This window comes from Pseudaeromonas aegiceratis (assembly GCF_046254905.1).
Lineage (GTDB): Bacteria > Pseudomonadota > Gammaproteobacteria > Enterobacterales > Aeromonadaceae > Pseudaeromonas > Pseudaeromonas aegiceratis.
In genome coordinates, this window is sequence record NZ_CP158016.1 from 2123876 (window position 1) to 2140260 (window position 16385).

A 16385-nucleotide genomic window follows, 5' to 3' on the forward strand; every position below is an offset into this window, starting at 1 on the left:
GGAGTTAATAACGCCAATAGCGGGGTGAGATCACGATGAGGATGGGCAGGATCTCCAGACGACCGAACAGCATGGCCAGGTTCATCAGCCATTTTGCCGTGTCGCTCAAGGGGTCAAAACCGGCCCCCGTGACCCCGTAGCCGATGCCCATGTTGTTGATGCAGGCGGCTGTGGTGCCGATGGCGCTGAGCAGATCCAGGCCGGTGAGGCTCAGGCCCCAGATAAACAGCAGGGTGCAGGCCAGGTAGACGAAGACGAAGGCGGAGACCGACTGCAGTATGTCGCCGGCGGCCTTCTTGTCCCCCACCTTCAGGGGCGCCACCGCATAGGGGTGAATGGCCTCCAGGATCTGCTGGCGCAGCTGACGATACAGGATCAACAGCCGCATGATCTTGAGCCCGCCACAGGTGGAGCCGACACAGCCGCCAAAGAAGCTGGCCAGCACCAGCACCAGCACGGTGGGCATAGGCCAGTCCGGGTAGCCCGCCGCCCCCAGGCCGTTGTCGGTCATCATGGATGCGGCCTGGAAGAAGCCATGCACCAGGGCCTCCTGCCAGCCAAATTGGCCGGCTTGCCACAGCCAGAAACAGGTGAACAGGATGACGCAGCCTACCAGTCCCACGAAGCCCCGCAGCTCGGCGTTGCGCCACAACAGGCCCAGGCTGCGGCGGCGCAGCGCCAGAAAATAGAGGGCAAAGTTGACGGCCGCCAGCAAGGAGAAGCCCCCCGCCACCAGCTCGATGGCCAGGGAGTGAAAGTGCGCCAGGCTGTCGCCATAGGTGGAGAAGCCGCCCAAGGAGACGGTGGCGATGCCGTGGCACAGGGCATCGAACCAGTTCATGCCCGCCAGCCAGTAGGCCAGGCAGCACAAGAGCCCCAGGCCGGCATAGACGGTCCAGAGGCTGCGGGCGGTATCCGCCAGCCGGGGGGTGATCTTCTCGTCCTTGGCGGCGCCGGGAGCCTCGGTCTGATACAGCTTGGCGCCCCCGGTGCCTATGATGGGCAGCAGGGCCACCGCCAGTATGATGATCCCCAGACCGCCGCAAAAATTGAGCTGGGCCCGGTAATAGAGGAACGCTTTGGGCGCCGCATCCACGTCCTTGAGTGCCGAGGCGCCTGTGGTGGTGATGCCGGAGATGGCCTCAAAGAATGCCGATGCCACATTCAGATGCAGCTCGTGACTGAGCAGGAACGGCAGGGCGCTGACCGCGGAGAACAGGCACCAGAACAGCACCAACACCCAGAAGCCATCGCGATGCTTGAGCCCCACCCTGTGTTGACGGGTGGCCTGGCTGCCAATCCCCCCCACCAGGGCCACGGCGGCAAAGGTCTGCAGAAAGGGCCAGATGGCTTGCTCGTGAAAGAAGAGCCCGATGAACACGGGCGGCAGCATGGAGAAGCTGTAGAAGAACATCAGGGTGAGGCTAAGATGCAGCCCCAGCATCAGCTGGCGAGTTCGCAGCACGGAGATCTCCCTGGCAGGCTAGGTCAGGCACTGATGGCCCGAGAGGAATCGCTTCCTTATACCCGATCTGGGGTCGATTGAACCAGATTTTCCAACACGTAAATGTCGGGTCGCAGCAGGCGCTGGCGGATCTGGCCTTCACAGGGTCCCACCAGGCTATCCAGGGTATGCCGGCTCAGAGCCCCAGCGAAGGCTTCCATCGCCTCCGCCAACACCCCCTTCAGGCGGCAGACCGGCAGCAGTGCGCAGCTGGGCTGCTGGCAATCGATCAGCGGCCCCTGCCCCTCCAGCGCCAGTATCACCTCCCCCAGGTTGATGGCCTCCGGCGGCAGGGCCAGACAGATGCCGCCGCCCTTGCCGCGCCGGGTCAGCACCCAGCCCAGGCGCCCCATCAGGTGCACTATCTTGTTGATGTGGTTTCGCGGCAGGGTAAATGCCTGACACACCTCCTCAATGCTGGCCAGTCGCCCCGCCGGCTGCACCGCCAGGTAGATGAGGATCCGCAGGCCATAATCGGTAAAGCGCGTCAGTTGCATCTGTCATTCCAGGACGAGGTGGGCTCGTTTGTCAGGTCATTAAAAGGTGTCTTGTCCTTGCATCTTACCCGTCCGGCGCCCGTTTCAACAGCCTGATAACAAAACACCCCGCACCAGGCGGGGTGTTTGGCCAGATGCGGGCTCACTTGGGCAGGCTGGCCACCCCGTACTGAGCGCCGTAATGGGCCACCACGAAGTCGATGTCCTTATCACCGCGACCTGAGAGATTCACCAGCAGGCTGCCGGTCTCCCCCTGGCGGGCCAGCTTCAGCGCATAGGCCAGGGCATGGGCCGATTCGATGGCCGGAATGATGCCCTCCATGCGTGACAGGGTGAAGAAGGCGTCGATGGCCTCCTTATCGTCCACTACCCCGTAGCTGACCCGGCCGGCATCCTTGAGGTAGCTGTGCTGGGGCCCCACCGCCGGGTAATCCAGACCGCTGGCCACCGAGTAGACCTCCTGGGGCTCGCCGTTGGCGTCCTTCAGCATGTAGGACTTGAAGCCGTGCATGATGCCGGGCTCGCCCTTGGTGAGGCTGGCGGCGTGTTCACCGTCCTGCTCCAGGCCATGGCCGGCCGGCTCGACCCCGTGCATCTTGACCTCGGCATCCTCCAGGAAGGCGCTGAACAGCCCCATGGCATTGGAGCCGCCCCCCACGCAGGCCACCAGATTATCCGGCAGCTTGCCCGTCATCTGCTGGAACTGCTCTCTGGCCTCCATGCCGATGATGGACTGGAAGTCGCGCACCATCATGGGGAAGGGATGGGGCCCCACCACGGAGCCGATGGCATACAGCTGGGTCACGGGATCCTTGAGGTAGGCGTCAAATGCGGCATCCACCGCCTCCTTCAGGGTCTTGCGACCATGGGTGGCGGGTATCACGTTGGCGCCCAGTATGCCCATGCGCACCACGTTGGGGTGTTCCTTCTTGATGTCCACCTCCCCCATGTAGATGTCGCACTCCAGCCCCACCAGGGCGGCGGCGGTGGCCAGGGCCACGCCGTGCTGACCGGCGCCGGTCTCGGCGATCACCTTCTTCTTGCCCATCTTCTTGGCCAGCAGCGCCTCCCCCAGGCAGTGGTTGATCTTGTGGGCGCCGGTATGGTTCAAGTCTTCGCGCTTGAGGTAGATGGGGGCGCCATAGGCCGCCGACAGGTTACGGGCATGGAAGATGGGGCTGGGACGGCCAACATAGTGCTGATAGAGGTGGGTCAACTCGGCCAGGAAGGCCGGATCCTGGCGGATCGCCAGATAGGCCTGGGTGATCTCGTCGATGATGGTCTGCAGCTGGGGCGGGACAAAACTGCCGCCATACTGACCAAAATAACCTTGGGCGTCGGGTTGGGGAAAATCGAAACGGTTGTGCATGCTACCTCCTGTCTGCGTGGCACCGATAAAGGGAAACAGCATAAAACAACCATCAAATCAATTTGTTACGGATGACACACTTTTGCATCGTCAAACCATCAAACACAAAAAAGCCCCCATGATGGGGGCTTGATTTCACCGGTTGCGGACTCAGGCCGCGTCGCTGGCCTGGGTCAGGGGCAGCGCCTTGGCATCGGCACGCCGCTTGGCCTGGTAGCCTACCCAGATGATCAGTAACCAGCAGGGCATCAGATAGACGGAGATGGTCTCGCCCAGCAGGTAGAGGATCACCAGCATGCCGGCCAGAAAAGCCAGGCACAGGTAGTTGGCAAACGGGAACCAGAAGGCCTTGAAGCCCGGTTCGACGCCCTCGGTCTGCTTGGCACGGCGGAACTTGATATGGGTCATGCTGATCATGGCCCAGTTGATGACCAAGGCCGACACCACCAGGGACATCAGCAGCTTGAACGCCTCACCAGGGATCACGTAGTTGATCACCACGCAGATGAGGGTGGTCAGAGCCGACAGCCCGATGGCCACCACGGGCACGCCACGCTTGTCGGTCTTGGCCAGCACCTTGGGGGCGTTGCCCTGCTGGGCCAGGCCGTGGAGCATGCGGCTGTTGCAGTAGACGCAGCTGTTGTACACCGACAGGGCAGCGGTGAGCACCACCACGTTCAGCACGTTCGCCACCGGCACCGCGCCGATGGAGTTGAAGATCATCACAAAGGGGCTGCTGTCGGCGGTGATCTGCTGCCAAGGATAGAGGGAGAGCAGCACCGCCAGGGCCCCCACGTAGAAGATCAGGATGCGGTAGATCACCTGATTCACCGCCTTGGGGATGGTGCGCTTGGGGTCCGAGGTCTCGGCGGCTGTGATGCCCACGAGTTCCAGACCACCGAAGGAGAACATGATGATGGCCAGGGACATGATGAGGCCGTGCCAGCCATTGGGCATGAAGCCGCCGTTGTTCCACAGGTTGCTGACCATGGCCTGCTCACCACCCTTGCCAGTCACCAGCAGCCAGCAGCCGAAGCCGATCATGCCGAGGATGGCCACCACCTTGATGATGGAGAACCAGAATTCCATCTCACCGAACAGCTTGACGTTGGCCAGGTTGATGCCATTGATCACCACGAAGAAGACGGCCGCCGACACCCAGGTGGGGATATCCGGGAACCAGAACTGCACATACTTACCCACCACGGTCAGTTCGGCCATGCTGACCAGCACATACAGCACCCAGTAGTTCCAGCCGGACAGGAAGCCGGCAAAGCCGTTCCAGTAGCGATAGGCAAAGTGACTGAAGGAGCCGGACACCGGCTCTTCGGCCACCATCTCGCCCAGCTGGCGCATGATGAGAAAGGCGATGAAACCCGCCACGGCATATCCCAGCAGGACGGCCGGGCCGGCCATGGCGATGGTGGAACCTATGGCATAGAACAGGCCGGTACCTATGGCACCGCCCAGGGCGATCAGCTGGACATGACGATTGCTCAACCCGCGGTGGAGTTCGTCAGTCTGGTGTTGTGCGTCCATCAAACTTCTTTCCTCAATGGCTACCGATGGGCGGGACGGACTGTCCGGCACCACCTTGGGCGATGGCGATCTCCTCCCCCTGCCCTCGCCGATCGGGACAAGTGAAAATCGTATCCAACCCGGGTTCTCCTTTATCTGGCTAAACCGCCGGCTAGAATACCCGCCCCCAAGGGACTTTTCAGCATCCTTTTTGGGACTAAGGCCAGATTTCCAGTGGATAAAATCAGAACACGGCGTCATTGCGGGCCATTCCTGTTGGTAAATCCTGGCAGCACAACACAAAAAAGGGCAGCCCGCAGGCTGCCCTCAGATGGCAGACGGCTAGGCTCAGAGGCGCACCTTGAGACAGGCCACGGCATGAGCCTCACCGCCGGCCAGTTGCGGCCGCTGCCGGGCGCACTCGCCATCCGCCAATGGGCAGCGGGTGCGGAACACGCAGCCGGACGGCGGATGGATGGGCGACGGCAGCTCCCCCTCCAGCAGCTGGATGGTCTTGCTGCGCTCAAGCCTGGGATCCGGGATGGGTACCGCGGACATCAGCGCCTGGGTATAGGGGTGAGACGGCTTGGCATACACGGCCGCGCTTGAGCCCAGCTCCACCGCATTGCCCAGGTACATCACCAGCACCCGATCCGAGATGTGCTTCACCACCGACAGGTCGTGGGCGATGAACACCAAGGACAAGCCCATCTCCTGTCGCAGAGACTTGAGCAGGTTCACCACCTGGGCCTGGATGGAGACATCCAGCGCCGAGACCGGCTCATCGCAGATGATGAGCTTGGGCTCCAGGATCAGGGCCCGGGCGATGCCAATTCGCTGGCACTGGCCGCCGGAGAACTCGTGGGGATAGCGGTTGATGAGATTCGGCAGCAGACCCACCTTCAGCATGATGGCCTGCACCCTGTCCATCACTGCCTGCCTGGTCAGCCTGGGATAGAAGGTCTGCAGGGGCTCGGCGATGATGTCGCCTATGGTCATCCGCGGATCCAAGGACGCCAGGGGGTCCTGGAAGATCATCTGGATTTCCTTGCGCTTCTCCCGCCGCTCACCCGCCGGCAACCGGGTCAGATCCTGCCCTAGCCAGACCACCTGCCCCTCGGTGGCCGCCACCAGGCCTATGATGGCCCGGGCCAAGGTGGACTTGCCGCAACCGGACTCCCCCACCACCCCCAGGGTCTCCCCTTCATAGAGCTTGATGCTGACCCCGTCCAGCGCCTTCAGGGAGACGGGTTTGGCCCAGGGCCAGCCCTGGTCGCCCTTGATCTTGAAATGCACCTTGAGGTTGCTGACATCCAGCAACAGTGTCTTCTCGCTCATCCGCCTTACGCCTCCCAATCCCAGTGACAGGCACGACGACGGCCATCGCCGAAGTCCTGCAATGCCGGCGCCACCTGGGCGCATCGCTCATGCACCCGCTGGCAGCGCGCCTGGAAGGGGCAGCCTACCGGCAACTTGAGCAGGTTAGGCGGATTGCCGGGAATGGTGGCCAGCAGCTCTCCGCCGGTATCCAGCCGGGGAATGGCCTTCAGCAACCCTTGGGTGTAAGGGTGGGACGGCTGATAGAAGATGTCGTCCACCTTGCCGTACTCCATGGTGCGGCCGGCGTACATCACCAGCACCTTGTCACACAGGCCGGCGATCACCCCCAGGTCGTGGGTGATCATGATGATGGCGGTGTTGAAGTCGCGCTTGAGTTCGTTCAGCAGCACCATGATCTGGGCCTGTACCGTCACATCCAGCGCCGTGGTGGGCTCATCGGCGATGAGCAGCTTGGGATTGCACAGCAGGGCCATGGCAATCATCACCCGCTGCCGCATGCCGCCGGAAAACTCATGGGGATACATGCCCATGCGCTGGCGCGCCTCGGGGATCTTCACCGCATCCAGCATGCGCACAGCGGCCTCGAAGGCCTCGGTCTTGCCCATGCCCTGATGCAGCATCAGCACCTCCGTCAGCTGGGGCCCCACCTTCATGTAGGGGTTGAGGGAGGTCATGGGGTCCTGGAAGATCATGGCGATCTCCCGGGCCCGGATGCGGTTGAGCTCCGACTGCGGCAGGTTGAGGATCTCCCGGCCGTTGAACCTGGCGGAGCCGGTGATGACCCCGTTCTTGGCCAAGAGGCCCATCAGGGCGAAGGCGGTCTGGCTCTTGCCCGAGCCGGACTCCCCCACTATGCCCAGGGTCTCGCCGGCCGCCAGGGCAAAGTTGAGATCGTTGACCGCCACCACCTTGCCGTCCGGGGTGGTAAACGCCACGCGGAGATCCTGTACCTCGAGCAAATTCATCCGTCGCTCCTCAGCGGTCCTTGGGATCCAGGGCATCGCGCAGGCCGTCACCCAGGAAGTTGAAACAGAACAGGGTCAGCACCATGAAGCCCGCCGGGAACAGCAGTTGCCACAGGGCCACCTCCATGGACTTGGACCCCGCATCCAGCAGGGCACCCCAGCTGGTCATGGGCTCCTGTACCCCCAGCCCCAGGAAGCTGAGAAAGGACTCAAACAAGATCATGCCGGGCACCAGCAGGGTGGCGTATACCACCACTATGCCCAGCACGTTGGGCACTATGTGGCGGCTGATGATCTTCCACTGGGAGACACCGCAGACCTGGGCCGCCTCGATGAACGCCTTGCTCTTGAGGCTCAGGGTCTGGCCCCGGACGATCCGCGCCATGTCCAGCCAGCTCACCGCCCCGATGGCGATGAAGATGAGCCAGATGTTCCGGCCAAAGAAGGTCACCAGCATGATGACGAAGAACATGAAGGGAAAGGCGTAGAGGATCTCCAACGCCCGCATCATGAGGCGATCCAGACTGCCGCCGACAAACCCGGCGGTGGCCCCATACAGGGTGCCGATGACCACGGCCACCAGGGCGCCCAGGACGCCAACCATCAGGGAGATACGGCCGCCCATCAGGGTGCGGACAAACAGATCCCGCCCCAGGCTGTCGGTACCAAAATAGTGGCCGGAGACCCAATCCGGCGCGCTTTGCATGGCCCCCCAATCCGGATCATCGAAGGTGAAACGCGCCAGCATGGGCCCCAGTATCACCAGCAGGGCGATCACCGCCAGCACCAGCAGAGCGCTCACCGCGGCCCGGTTCTGCAGGAAGCGGCGCCGGGCATCCTGCCACAGGGAACGGCCTTCCACCGCCAGGCTATCGGCAAACTGACCCACCGCCTGGTGCTTTGTTTTACTCACTACCATGGCAACCTCCGTCAGTAACGGATCTTGGGATCGATGAAGGCGTAGAGGATATCCACCACCGCATTGAAGGTGATGGTCAGGGCGCCCACCAGTATGGTCAGCCCCAGCACCATGGAGTAGTCACGGTTCAAGGCGCCGTTGACAAACAGCTGGCCGATCCCCGGCAGGCCGAAGATGGTTTCTATGACCACGGAGCCGGTGATGATGCCGACGAACGCCGGCCCCAGATAGGAGACCACCGGCAGCATGGCCGGCCGCAGGGCATGGCGCAGTACGATGTGGCGCAGCGGCAGCCCCTTGGCCCTGGCGGTGCGGATGAAGTTGGCATTCATGATTTCAATCATGCTACCGCGCATGATGCGGGCGATGGCGGAGACGTAATACACCGTCATGCCGATGACCGGCAGCACCATGAACTGCAGCTGGCCATGCTGCCAGCCCCCCGCCGGCAACCAGCGCAGGCCGATGGCAAAGATCAGCACCAGGATGGGCGCCAGCACGAAGGATGGCACCACCACCCCGAACATGGCGCTGGCCATCAGGCCATAGTCCAGCCAGGAGTTCTGCCTTAAGGCCGCCAGGGTGCCGAAGCTGACCCCCACCAACACCGCCAAGCAAAAGGCCGCCAGCCCGATCGTGGCGGAGACCGGCAAAGCCTGACGCACCAGATGGTTGACCGAGAAATCCTTGTATTTGAACGAGGGGCCCAGATCGCCTTTGGCCAGGTTCCCCAGATAGCTCAGGTACTGCTGATAGACCGGCTTGTCGAGGCCATATTTGGCTTCGATATTGGCCTTCACCTCCGGCGGCAGGGCCCGCTCGCTGGAGAAGGGATTGCCGGGGGCAAACCGCATCATGAAGAAGGAGACGGTGATCAGCACCAACAGGGTGGGGATCGCCTCAAGGATTCGTTTGAATATAAACTTAACCATTGTGTGTTCCATCCGGGTCAAGAAATGGCCGGCAGTCCGTGGGCAAGACAAGCCCGCCAGCCGGCGGGCTTGCTCGTCCAGACAGGTGCCGACCCTCAGTGGGCCAGGATGTACATGTCCTTGGTGTAGAGGTTATCCAAGGGATTGTTGGGGTAACCGCCCACATAGGGCTTCACCAGTCGGGCCGTCACGTACTGATAGATGGGCGCGATGGGCATGTCCTCGGCCAGCAGGGCCTCGGCCTCGCCATACAGCTTGTTGCGGGCCTCGGTATCCAGCACGGTGCGGCTCTGGGCCATCAGCTCGTCGTACTTGGGATTGGCGTACTTGCCGTCGTTGTTGCCATGGGTGGTCTGCTTGAGATCCAGCATGGAAGAGGCTTCGTCGTAGTCGGCAATCCAGCCGGCACGGGCCACGTCAAACTGACCGCTGGACTTGGTTTCCAGATAGGTCTTCCATTCCTGATTCACCAGGGCGACATCCACCCCCAGGGTCTTCTTCCACATGGCCGCCACCGCCACCGCCACCTTCTTGTGGTTCTCGCTGGTGTTGTACAGCAGCTCGAACCTCAGCGGATGCTGGGCATCGAAACCGGCGGCCTTGAGCAGCGCCTTGGCCTGGGTGTCACGCTCGGCCTGAGTCAGCTTGCCCCAGGCCGGCTCACTGGCCACGAAGCCGTCCACGTATTCCGGCACCAGGGTATAGGCTGGCTTCTGACCCTGCCCCATGACGGCATCGGCGATGATGTTCCGATCGATGGCAAAGGAGAGCGCCTTGCGCACCCGCACATCATCAAACGGCGGCTTCTTGCAGTTGAACTCGTAGTAGTAGGTGCCCACATAACCGGTCACCCGCACATCCTGCGGACGTTCACGCTGCAGGCGCTTGAACTGCTCGATGGGGATTTCGTAGGTCATGTCCACCTCGCCGGCCAGATAGCGGTTCATGTCCGCGTTCTGGGACTGGATCGGCAGGTAGGTCACCTTGTTGATCTGGGTGTGGGCATGGTCCCAGTAGGTCTTGCTGCGCGCCAGCACGATGCGCTCGTTCACCACCCACTCCTGCAGTGTGTAGGCCCCGTTGGTGACCATGTTGCCCGGGCGGGTCCACTGATCGCCGTACTGCTCGATCACCTTCTGGGGTTCCGGATAGGTGGTGGTGTGGGCCAGCATGCTGATGAAGTAGGGTACCGGCTTCTCGAGGGAGATCTGCAGGGTGTGATCATCGATGGCCTTGATCCCCAGCTCGGCAGGCGCCTTCTTGCCGGCGATGATGTCGGAGGCGTTGACTATGGTGGGGATTTCCAGGTACCAGGAATAGGGCGAGGCGGTCTTGGGATCCACCACGCGGCGGAAGGCATAGACAAAATCGCCGGCGGTGACGGGATCGCCATTGGACCACTTGGCATCCTGACGCAGGTGGAAGGTATACACCTTGTTATCCGGCGTCTCCCAGGACTGGGCCACGGCGGGGCGCACCTCGCCGTTGGGGCCCGAGGTCACCAGGCCCTCGAACAGATCACGCTGAATATTGGACTCAGGCGCTCCCTCGGTCTTCGCCGGATCCAGGGTGGCCGGCTCACTCCCGTTACCCTTCACCAGCTCCTGCACTGCGGCCAGAGCAGGCGTGGTATCACCCTTGGCTTGCGGCGCGGCACTCTCCTGTTTGGCCGGTGCGGCGGGAGTCTCGCTGGTTGGCTGGGGTTTGTCGCAGCCAAACAGGGCGAAGGCTGAGGCCACCGTCACGGCTAGCAGGTTTTTATTATGGGTCATGTCCTTACTCCGAATGAGACGATTCCGTCGTTCGCCGACTGTACAGGTCAGACCTGATCAGGCTTAGGTCAAACGTCTGAATAATTCCCTGCCCGTGGTAAGAATTCAACATGGTTCATCGATAAAACCAGCACTGGCACGTTATTTACGAATGAAGGCTGGGGTTTTGCAGAAGATGTGAAACTTGGGTGCGCCGGGCACCATTTTGATACCACAATGGCACCAAAATGATGCCCGGCAAGGGGCGTCTGGGGATCAGACCAGGGCGGGAAACATATGCTTGAGGCCGGCGACGATGATCTCTATGCCCAGGGACATCATGATGAGCCCCATGATCCGGGTCACCACGTTCACCCCGGTCTTGCCCATGATGCGGAACAATAACGAGGCGGAGCGAAATATCCCCCAGGAACAGAGGGCAAAGATCACCACCACCAAGGCCAGTCCCAACAACTCCGTGGGGGTGCGGTGCTGGCTGGCGTAGACAATGGTGGAGCTGATGGCGCCGGGACCGGCCATCAGCGGCAACGCCAGGGGCACCACGGCGATGGACTCCTTGGCTTCGAACTCGCCCTTCTCTTCCTTGTTATGGCGCACCTCCCCCAGCTTGCCCTGCAGCATGGACCAGGCGATCAGGGTGATCAGCGCGCCACCGGCGATGCGAAACGAGGCGATGGAGATGCCGAAAATATCCAGAATCACCTGACCAAACAGCATGGAGACCCACAGGATCACCATCACCGCCAGATTGGCGGTGGTGTTGGTCTTCATTCGCTCCTGGGGGGTCTGCTGACTGGTCAGGCTGACGAACACCGGCAGCAGACCCAGGGGGTTGATGATGGCCATCAAACCGATAAAAAATTTCAGATAGACGGGCAATACATCCAACATGGAGCCAATGTCCTCAAATATGAAGAAAGATGACGACAGAATAGTCAATTAATGACGGCAAAAGATACGCGTTCTGCCACAGGTTGACGAACAAGATTTAGTAATGTCTCGCCCGTTTTTTATTAGTTATTTTTATCCATCCCAAGGCGACAAAGGCCAGCTGGCCTGCGGTCAACCCGCCCTCGTCGCGGAGGATCCCCCGGTTAATGCTCGCTAAGCCAGCGCTTTCAACGGTGGCAAAGCCCCCGTTCAAGCAGTGGTTGACGCCCATCTGGCGTCATCTTTCCCACACCTTAATAAAGGGCTTTATGGCATGAAGCTGGCAAGAAAAAAACCACGTAGAAACCGTGGTTTACCACCACTGACCAGCCGGAAAAACCCTGCCTTTTTTGCAGGATTTACGACATGAAAATATTTTTCTTTTGTCATTTTACAACAATTGATTTAAATCAAATTTCTCCGCTCTGCCAGCTCCTATAATCGCCGTGAAAGTTGTTTCCTAAGCCCAAGAGAACATAAGGAAAGCGCGAAGAGGCTCATTGGACTATACTGCGCTGACCCAGTTGCTACGCCTTGTTTTCTTGCAACACCTTAGTAAACAGTTTTCAAAACTCAGTAGGAGAAAGATATGGCAGTTACAAATCTTGCCGAATTGGATGAACTGGTTGCGCGCGTCAAGGCCGCACAGCGTGTGTTTGCTACTTACTCACAAGAGCAAGTAGACAAGATCTTCCGCGCTGCTGCCCTGGCCGCCAACAATGCCCGTATTCCCCTGGCCCAGATGGCCGTTGCGGAATCCGGCATGGGTATCATCGAAGATAAGGTGATCAAGAACCACTTCGCTTCCGAGTACATCTACAACAAGTACAAGGACGAGAAGACCTGCGGCATCCTGAGCGAAGACGACGAGTTCGGTACCGTCACCATCGCTGAACCCGTGGGCATCATCTGTGGTATCGTTCCGACCACCAACCCCACCTCCACCGCTATCTTCAAGTCTCTGATTGCCCTGAAGACTCGCAACGCGATCATCTTCTCCCCGCACCCCCGTGCAAAGAACTCCACCAACGATGCTGCCAAGCTGGTTCTGGATGCCGCCATTGCTGCCGGCGCCCCGGCTGACATCATCGGCTGGATCGATCAACCCTCCGTTGAGCTGTCCAACGCCCTGATGAAGCACGCTGACATCAACCTGATCCTGGCCACCGGTGGTCCTGGCATGGTGAAGGCGGCTTACTCTTCTGGTAAGCCCGCCATCGGTGTTGGCGCCGGTAACGTACCGGTTGTCATCGACGAAACCGCCGATGTGAAGCGTGCCGTCGCCTCCATCCTGATGTCCAAGACCTTCGACAACGGTGTGGTGTGTGCCTCCGAACAGGCCGTCATCGTGGTTGATGCCATCTATGACCAGGTCAAGGAACGCTTCGCCAGCCACAAGGGCTATGTCCTGTCCAAGGACGAAGCCGACAAGGTGCGTAAGGTTATCCTGATCAACGGCGCCATGAACGCCGCCATCGTGGGTCAACCGGCCACCAAGATCGCCGAAATGTCCGGCGTCAAGGTGCCTGCCGACACCAAGATCCTGATCGGTGAAGGCCTGAAGATCTGCGAAGAAGAAGAGTTCGCTCACGAGAAGCTCTCTCCGACCCTGGGCATGTTCCGCGCCAAGAACTTCGAAGAAGCCGTGGACATGGCCTGCGCCATGGTCAACCTGGGTGGTATCGGCCACACCTCCGGTCTGTACACCGACCAGGATCTGAACGCCGATCGCGTGAAGTACTTCGGCGACAAGATGAAGACGGCACGTATCCTGATCAACACCCCCACCACCCACGGTGGTATCGGTGACCTGTACAACTTCGCCATGGCACCGTCCCTGACGCTGGGCTGTGGTTCCTGGGGTGGTAACTCCATTTCCGAAAACGTTGGTCCGAAGCACCTGATCAACAAGAAGACTGTCGCTAAACGGGCTGAAAATATGCTGTGGCACAAACTTCCGAAATCTATCTATTTCCGTCGTGGTTCTCTGCCGATCGCCCTGGGCGACCTGGAAGGCAAGAAGCGCGCTCTGCTGGTCACCGACCGTTTCCTGTTCAACAATGGCTACGCTGACGAAGTCGTCGCTCTGCTGAAGAAGATGAACATGGAAGTGGAAGTCTTCTACGAAGTTGAAGCCGACCCGACCCTGACCATAGTGCGCAAGGGTGCCGAAGTGGCCAACTCCTTCAAGCCGGACGTGATCCTGGCCCTGGGTGGTGGTTCACCCATGGACGCCGCCAAGATCATGTGGGTCATGTACGAACATCCGGAAACTTCCTTCGAAGATCTGGCCATGCGCTTCATGGACATCCGCAAGCGTATCTACAAGTTCCCGAAGATGGGTGTGAAGGCCGAGCTGGTCTGTATCACCACCACTTCCGGTACCGGCTCCGAAGTTACTCCGTTCGCCGTTGTGACCGACGATGCCACTGGCGTTAAGTACCCGCTGGCTGACTACGAGCTGACCCCGAACATGGCCATCGTTGACGCCAACCTGGTAGCCAACATGCCTAAGTCCCTGTGTGCCTTCGGTGGTGTTGACGCCGTGACTCACGCCATGGAAGCCTATGTTTCCGTACTGGCAAACGAGTACTCCGACGGTCAAGCCCTGCAAGCCCTGAAGCTGCTGAAGGAATACCTGCCGGCCAGCTACCACCAAGGCAAGGCTGACATGGTTGCCCGCGAGAAGGTACACAACGCCGCCACCATCGCCGGTGTCGCCTTCGCCAACGCCTTCCTGGGTGTATGTCACTCCATGGCCCACAAGCTGGGTGCCGAGTTCCACATCCCCCACGGTCTGGCCAACGCCCTGCTGATCAGCAACGTGATCCGCTACAACGCCAACGACAACCCGACCAAGCAGACTGCGTTCTCTCAATACGACCGTCCGCAAGCCCGTCGTCGTTATGCCGAAGTCGCTGACCACCTGGGTCTGACCGCTGCCGGTGACCGCACCGCTGCCAAGATCGAGAAGCTGCTGACCTGGCTGGACGGCCTGAAGAAGGAACTGGACATCCCTGCCTCCATCCGTGAAGCCGGTGTGTCCGAAGAGAAGTTCCTGGCTGCCGTTGACCACCTGGCCGTTGAAGCCTTCGATGACCAGTGCACCGGCGCCAACCCGCGCTACCCGCTGATCACCGAGCTGAAGCAGGTTCTGCTCGATTCCTACTACGGTCGTCCCTACGTGGAAGGTGCCGCCGTGGTTGCCAAGGAAGAGAAGAAAGAAGAAGGCAAGAAGAAGAAGTAAGCTTCTGTCTTAGCAAATAAGAAGGTCCGCACAGGTTGCGGACCTTTTTTTTGCTGTTCTGCCAAGGGTTTGCTAGCTTTGCATGACGATCAGGAGAGTTTGAATGCCAGATATCAGCATTGCCGTAGCCGACCTGCGCATTGGTCATTTCGTCAAATTGCCAGGCAGCTGGAAGGATCACCCTTTTCTATTTAGCTCCTTCCGCATCAAGGACGAAGAACAGCTACAAATCATCCGCAACTTGGGGCTGGCCCAGGTTGTCATAGACCCCTACCGCAGCACGGGCACGATTCCCGAGCCCGCGCCTCTGGAGGTGGTCCCACCCACGCCAATCGAAGAGGTTGCGCCCGCCCCTGCCGCCCCCGAGGATCCAATCCGTCAGCAGCAGCAGGATCTGCGCCGTTCCATGCGCTTCGCCGACCGGCAGTTCAGCAATGCCCTGAGCCCGCTGCGGGAATCCTTGGGGCAGCTGAACCTCAAGCCCGATGAAGGGCTGGCCACAGTCGCCCAACTGATCCGCACCGCCGCCGCCCACCTCACCCAGACCGAAGAGCCCATCGGCCTGCAGCTGGTGCGCTCGGTACAGCAGGGGGATGTCCTGCTGCTGCACAGTCTCAATACCGCCTACATCGCCATGTTGATGGCCCGCGAGGCGGGTTGGTCACCGCTGGAGATTGAAAATGCCGGGCTGGCGGCCCTGGTGCATGACATAGGCGAGCTGAAGATCCCCCCCCAGATCAGCCGCAAGCGGGTGGAGTTGACCAAATCCGAGATCAACTTCATGCGCATGCATGTGCAATACGGTTTCGACCAACTGACTCAGCTCAAGGCCTTCAGCCCCGAGATCCGCCAGGCTGTGCTGCAGCACCAGGAGCGGCTGGATGGTTCCGGCTATCCCAATGGTCTCAAGGGTGAACAGATCGGTCCCCTGGCCCGCCTGATCTCGGTGGCGGACTACTACGAAGAGCAGTTGCACCCCAGATCCGCCACCCGCCCAGGCCAACCCAATCAGGTGGTGGCCGCCCTGTTCAAGAAGGCCGACATCTGGTTCGACGGCGGCTTCATCAAGCTGCTCATCAAGGTGCTGGGCATCTATCCCCCCGGCAGCCTGGTGCGCCTGAGCGATGAGACCCTGGCTCTGGTCATGGCCAGCGTGCCGGAAACCCCCCTCAAACCCATAGTGCTGCCCTATGAGAAGGGCCGGGTCAGTGAAGGGGTCGCCCTCATTCCGTTGCAGCAGGACGAACGCCAGATCAGTGGCCTGTGCAAGCAGGAGGAGCTGACCCAGTCCCAGGTGGACTTCTTTAGCCTGGGCAAGCATTTTTGCTACTACTTCACCAGTTAGGCTGGTCAACGCCGCCATTAAAAAAGGGCTCTTTCGAGCCCTTTTT

The 16385-nt window shown here is 60.5% G+C and carries 12 protein-coding genes; 2 read left to right on the forward strand and 10 right to left on the reverse strand.

The window, feature by feature from the left end:
• Positions 1 to 4 precede the first annotated feature (4 nt).
• From ABHF91_RS10015 to ABHF91_RS10060, 10 genes are all read right to left on the reverse strand, one after another.
• Positions 5 to 1465: a TrkH family potassium uptake protein gene (locus ABHF91_RS10015; RefSeq protein WP_409420154.1), complete on the reverse strand. Its 1461-nt coding sequence runs from the start codon at positions 1463 to 1465 to the stop codon at positions 5 to 7.
• 56 nt (positions 1466 to 1521) lie between these two features.
• Positions 1522 to 2001, reverse strand: coding sequence for an Rrf2 family transcriptional regulator (locus ABHF91_RS10020; RefSeq protein ID WP_409420155.1), 480 nt, complete (start codon positions 1999 to 2001; stop codon positions 1522 to 1524).
• A gap of 142 nt (positions 2002 to 2143) precedes the next feature.
• Positions 2144 to 3370 (reverse strand): tryptophan synthase subunit beta, encoded by a 1227-nt coding sequence (trpB, locus tag ABHF91_RS10025; protein ID WP_409420156.1) that lies wholly within the window; start codon positions 3368 to 3370, stop codon positions 2144 to 2146.
• Positions 3371 to 3520: 150 nt separating this feature from the next.
• The gene (locus ABHF91_RS10030; RefSeq protein WP_409420157.1) at positions 3521 to 4909 is read right to left on the reverse strand and encodes an amino acid permease; all 1389 of its coding nucleotides are present in this window, start codon (positions 4907 to 4909) and stop codon (positions 3521 to 3523) included.
• Between the two features lie 327 nt (positions 4910 to 5236).
• Complete coding sequence (oppF, locus tag ABHF91_RS10035; RefSeq protein WP_409420158.1) at positions 5237 to 6226, reverse strand: murein tripeptide/oligopeptide ABC transporter ATP binding protein OppF; 990 nt, start codon at positions 6224 to 6226, stop codon at positions 5237 to 5239.
• A gap of 5 nt (positions 6227 to 6231) precedes the next feature.
• On the reverse strand, positions 6232 to 7194 hold the full coding sequence (locus ABHF91_RS10040) for an ABC transporter ATP-binding protein (protein WP_409420159.1): 963 nt from the start codon (positions 7192 to 7194) through the stop codon (positions 6232 to 6234).
• Between the two features lie 10 nt (positions 7195 to 7204).
• Complete coding sequence (gene oppC, locus ABHF91_RS10045; protein WP_409420160.1) at positions 7205 to 8113, reverse strand: oligopeptide ABC transporter permease OppC; 909 nt, start codon at positions 8111 to 8113, stop codon at positions 7205 to 7207.
• A gap of 11 nt (positions 8114 to 8124) precedes the next feature.
• Positions 8125 to 9045: an oligopeptide ABC transporter permease OppB gene (oppB, locus tag ABHF91_RS10050; RefSeq protein WP_409420161.1), complete on the reverse strand. Its 921-nt coding sequence runs from the start codon at positions 9043 to 9045 to the stop codon at positions 8125 to 8127.
• A gap of 95 nt (positions 9046 to 9140) precedes the next feature.
• Entirely contained in the window at positions 9141 to 10817 is a 1677-nt protein-coding gene (locus ABHF91_RS10055; protein ID WP_409420162.1) for an ABC transporter substrate-binding protein, read from the reverse strand.
• A 255-nt stretch (positions 10818 to 11072) separates the two neighbouring features.
• Positions 11073 to 11708 carry a YchE family NAAT transporter gene (locus ABHF91_RS10060; protein WP_409420163.1) on the reverse strand — a complete coding sequence of 212 codons (636 nt, stop codon included), beginning with the start codon at positions 11706 to 11708 and terminating at the stop codon, positions 11073 to 11075.
• Positions 11709 to 12336: 628 nt separating this feature from the next.
• Between ABHF91_RS10060 and adhE the strand changes: the two genes are divergently transcribed.
• Both adhE and ABHF91_RS10070 read left to right on the forward strand, forming a co-directional pair.
• Positions 12337 to 14994 (forward strand): bifunctional acetaldehyde-CoA/alcohol dehydrogenase, encoded by a 2658-nt coding sequence (gene adhE, locus ABHF91_RS10065; RefSeq protein WP_409420164.1) that lies wholly within the window; start codon positions 12337 to 12339, stop codon positions 14992 to 14994.
• Between the two features lie 103 nt (positions 14995 to 15097).
• The gene (locus ABHF91_RS10070; RefSeq protein WP_409420165.1) at positions 15098 to 16339 is read left to right on the forward strand and encodes an HD domain-containing phosphohydrolase; all 1242 of its coding nucleotides are present in this window, start codon (positions 15098 to 15100) and stop codon (positions 16337 to 16339) included.
• Positions 16340 to 16385: the final 46 nt, after the last annotated feature.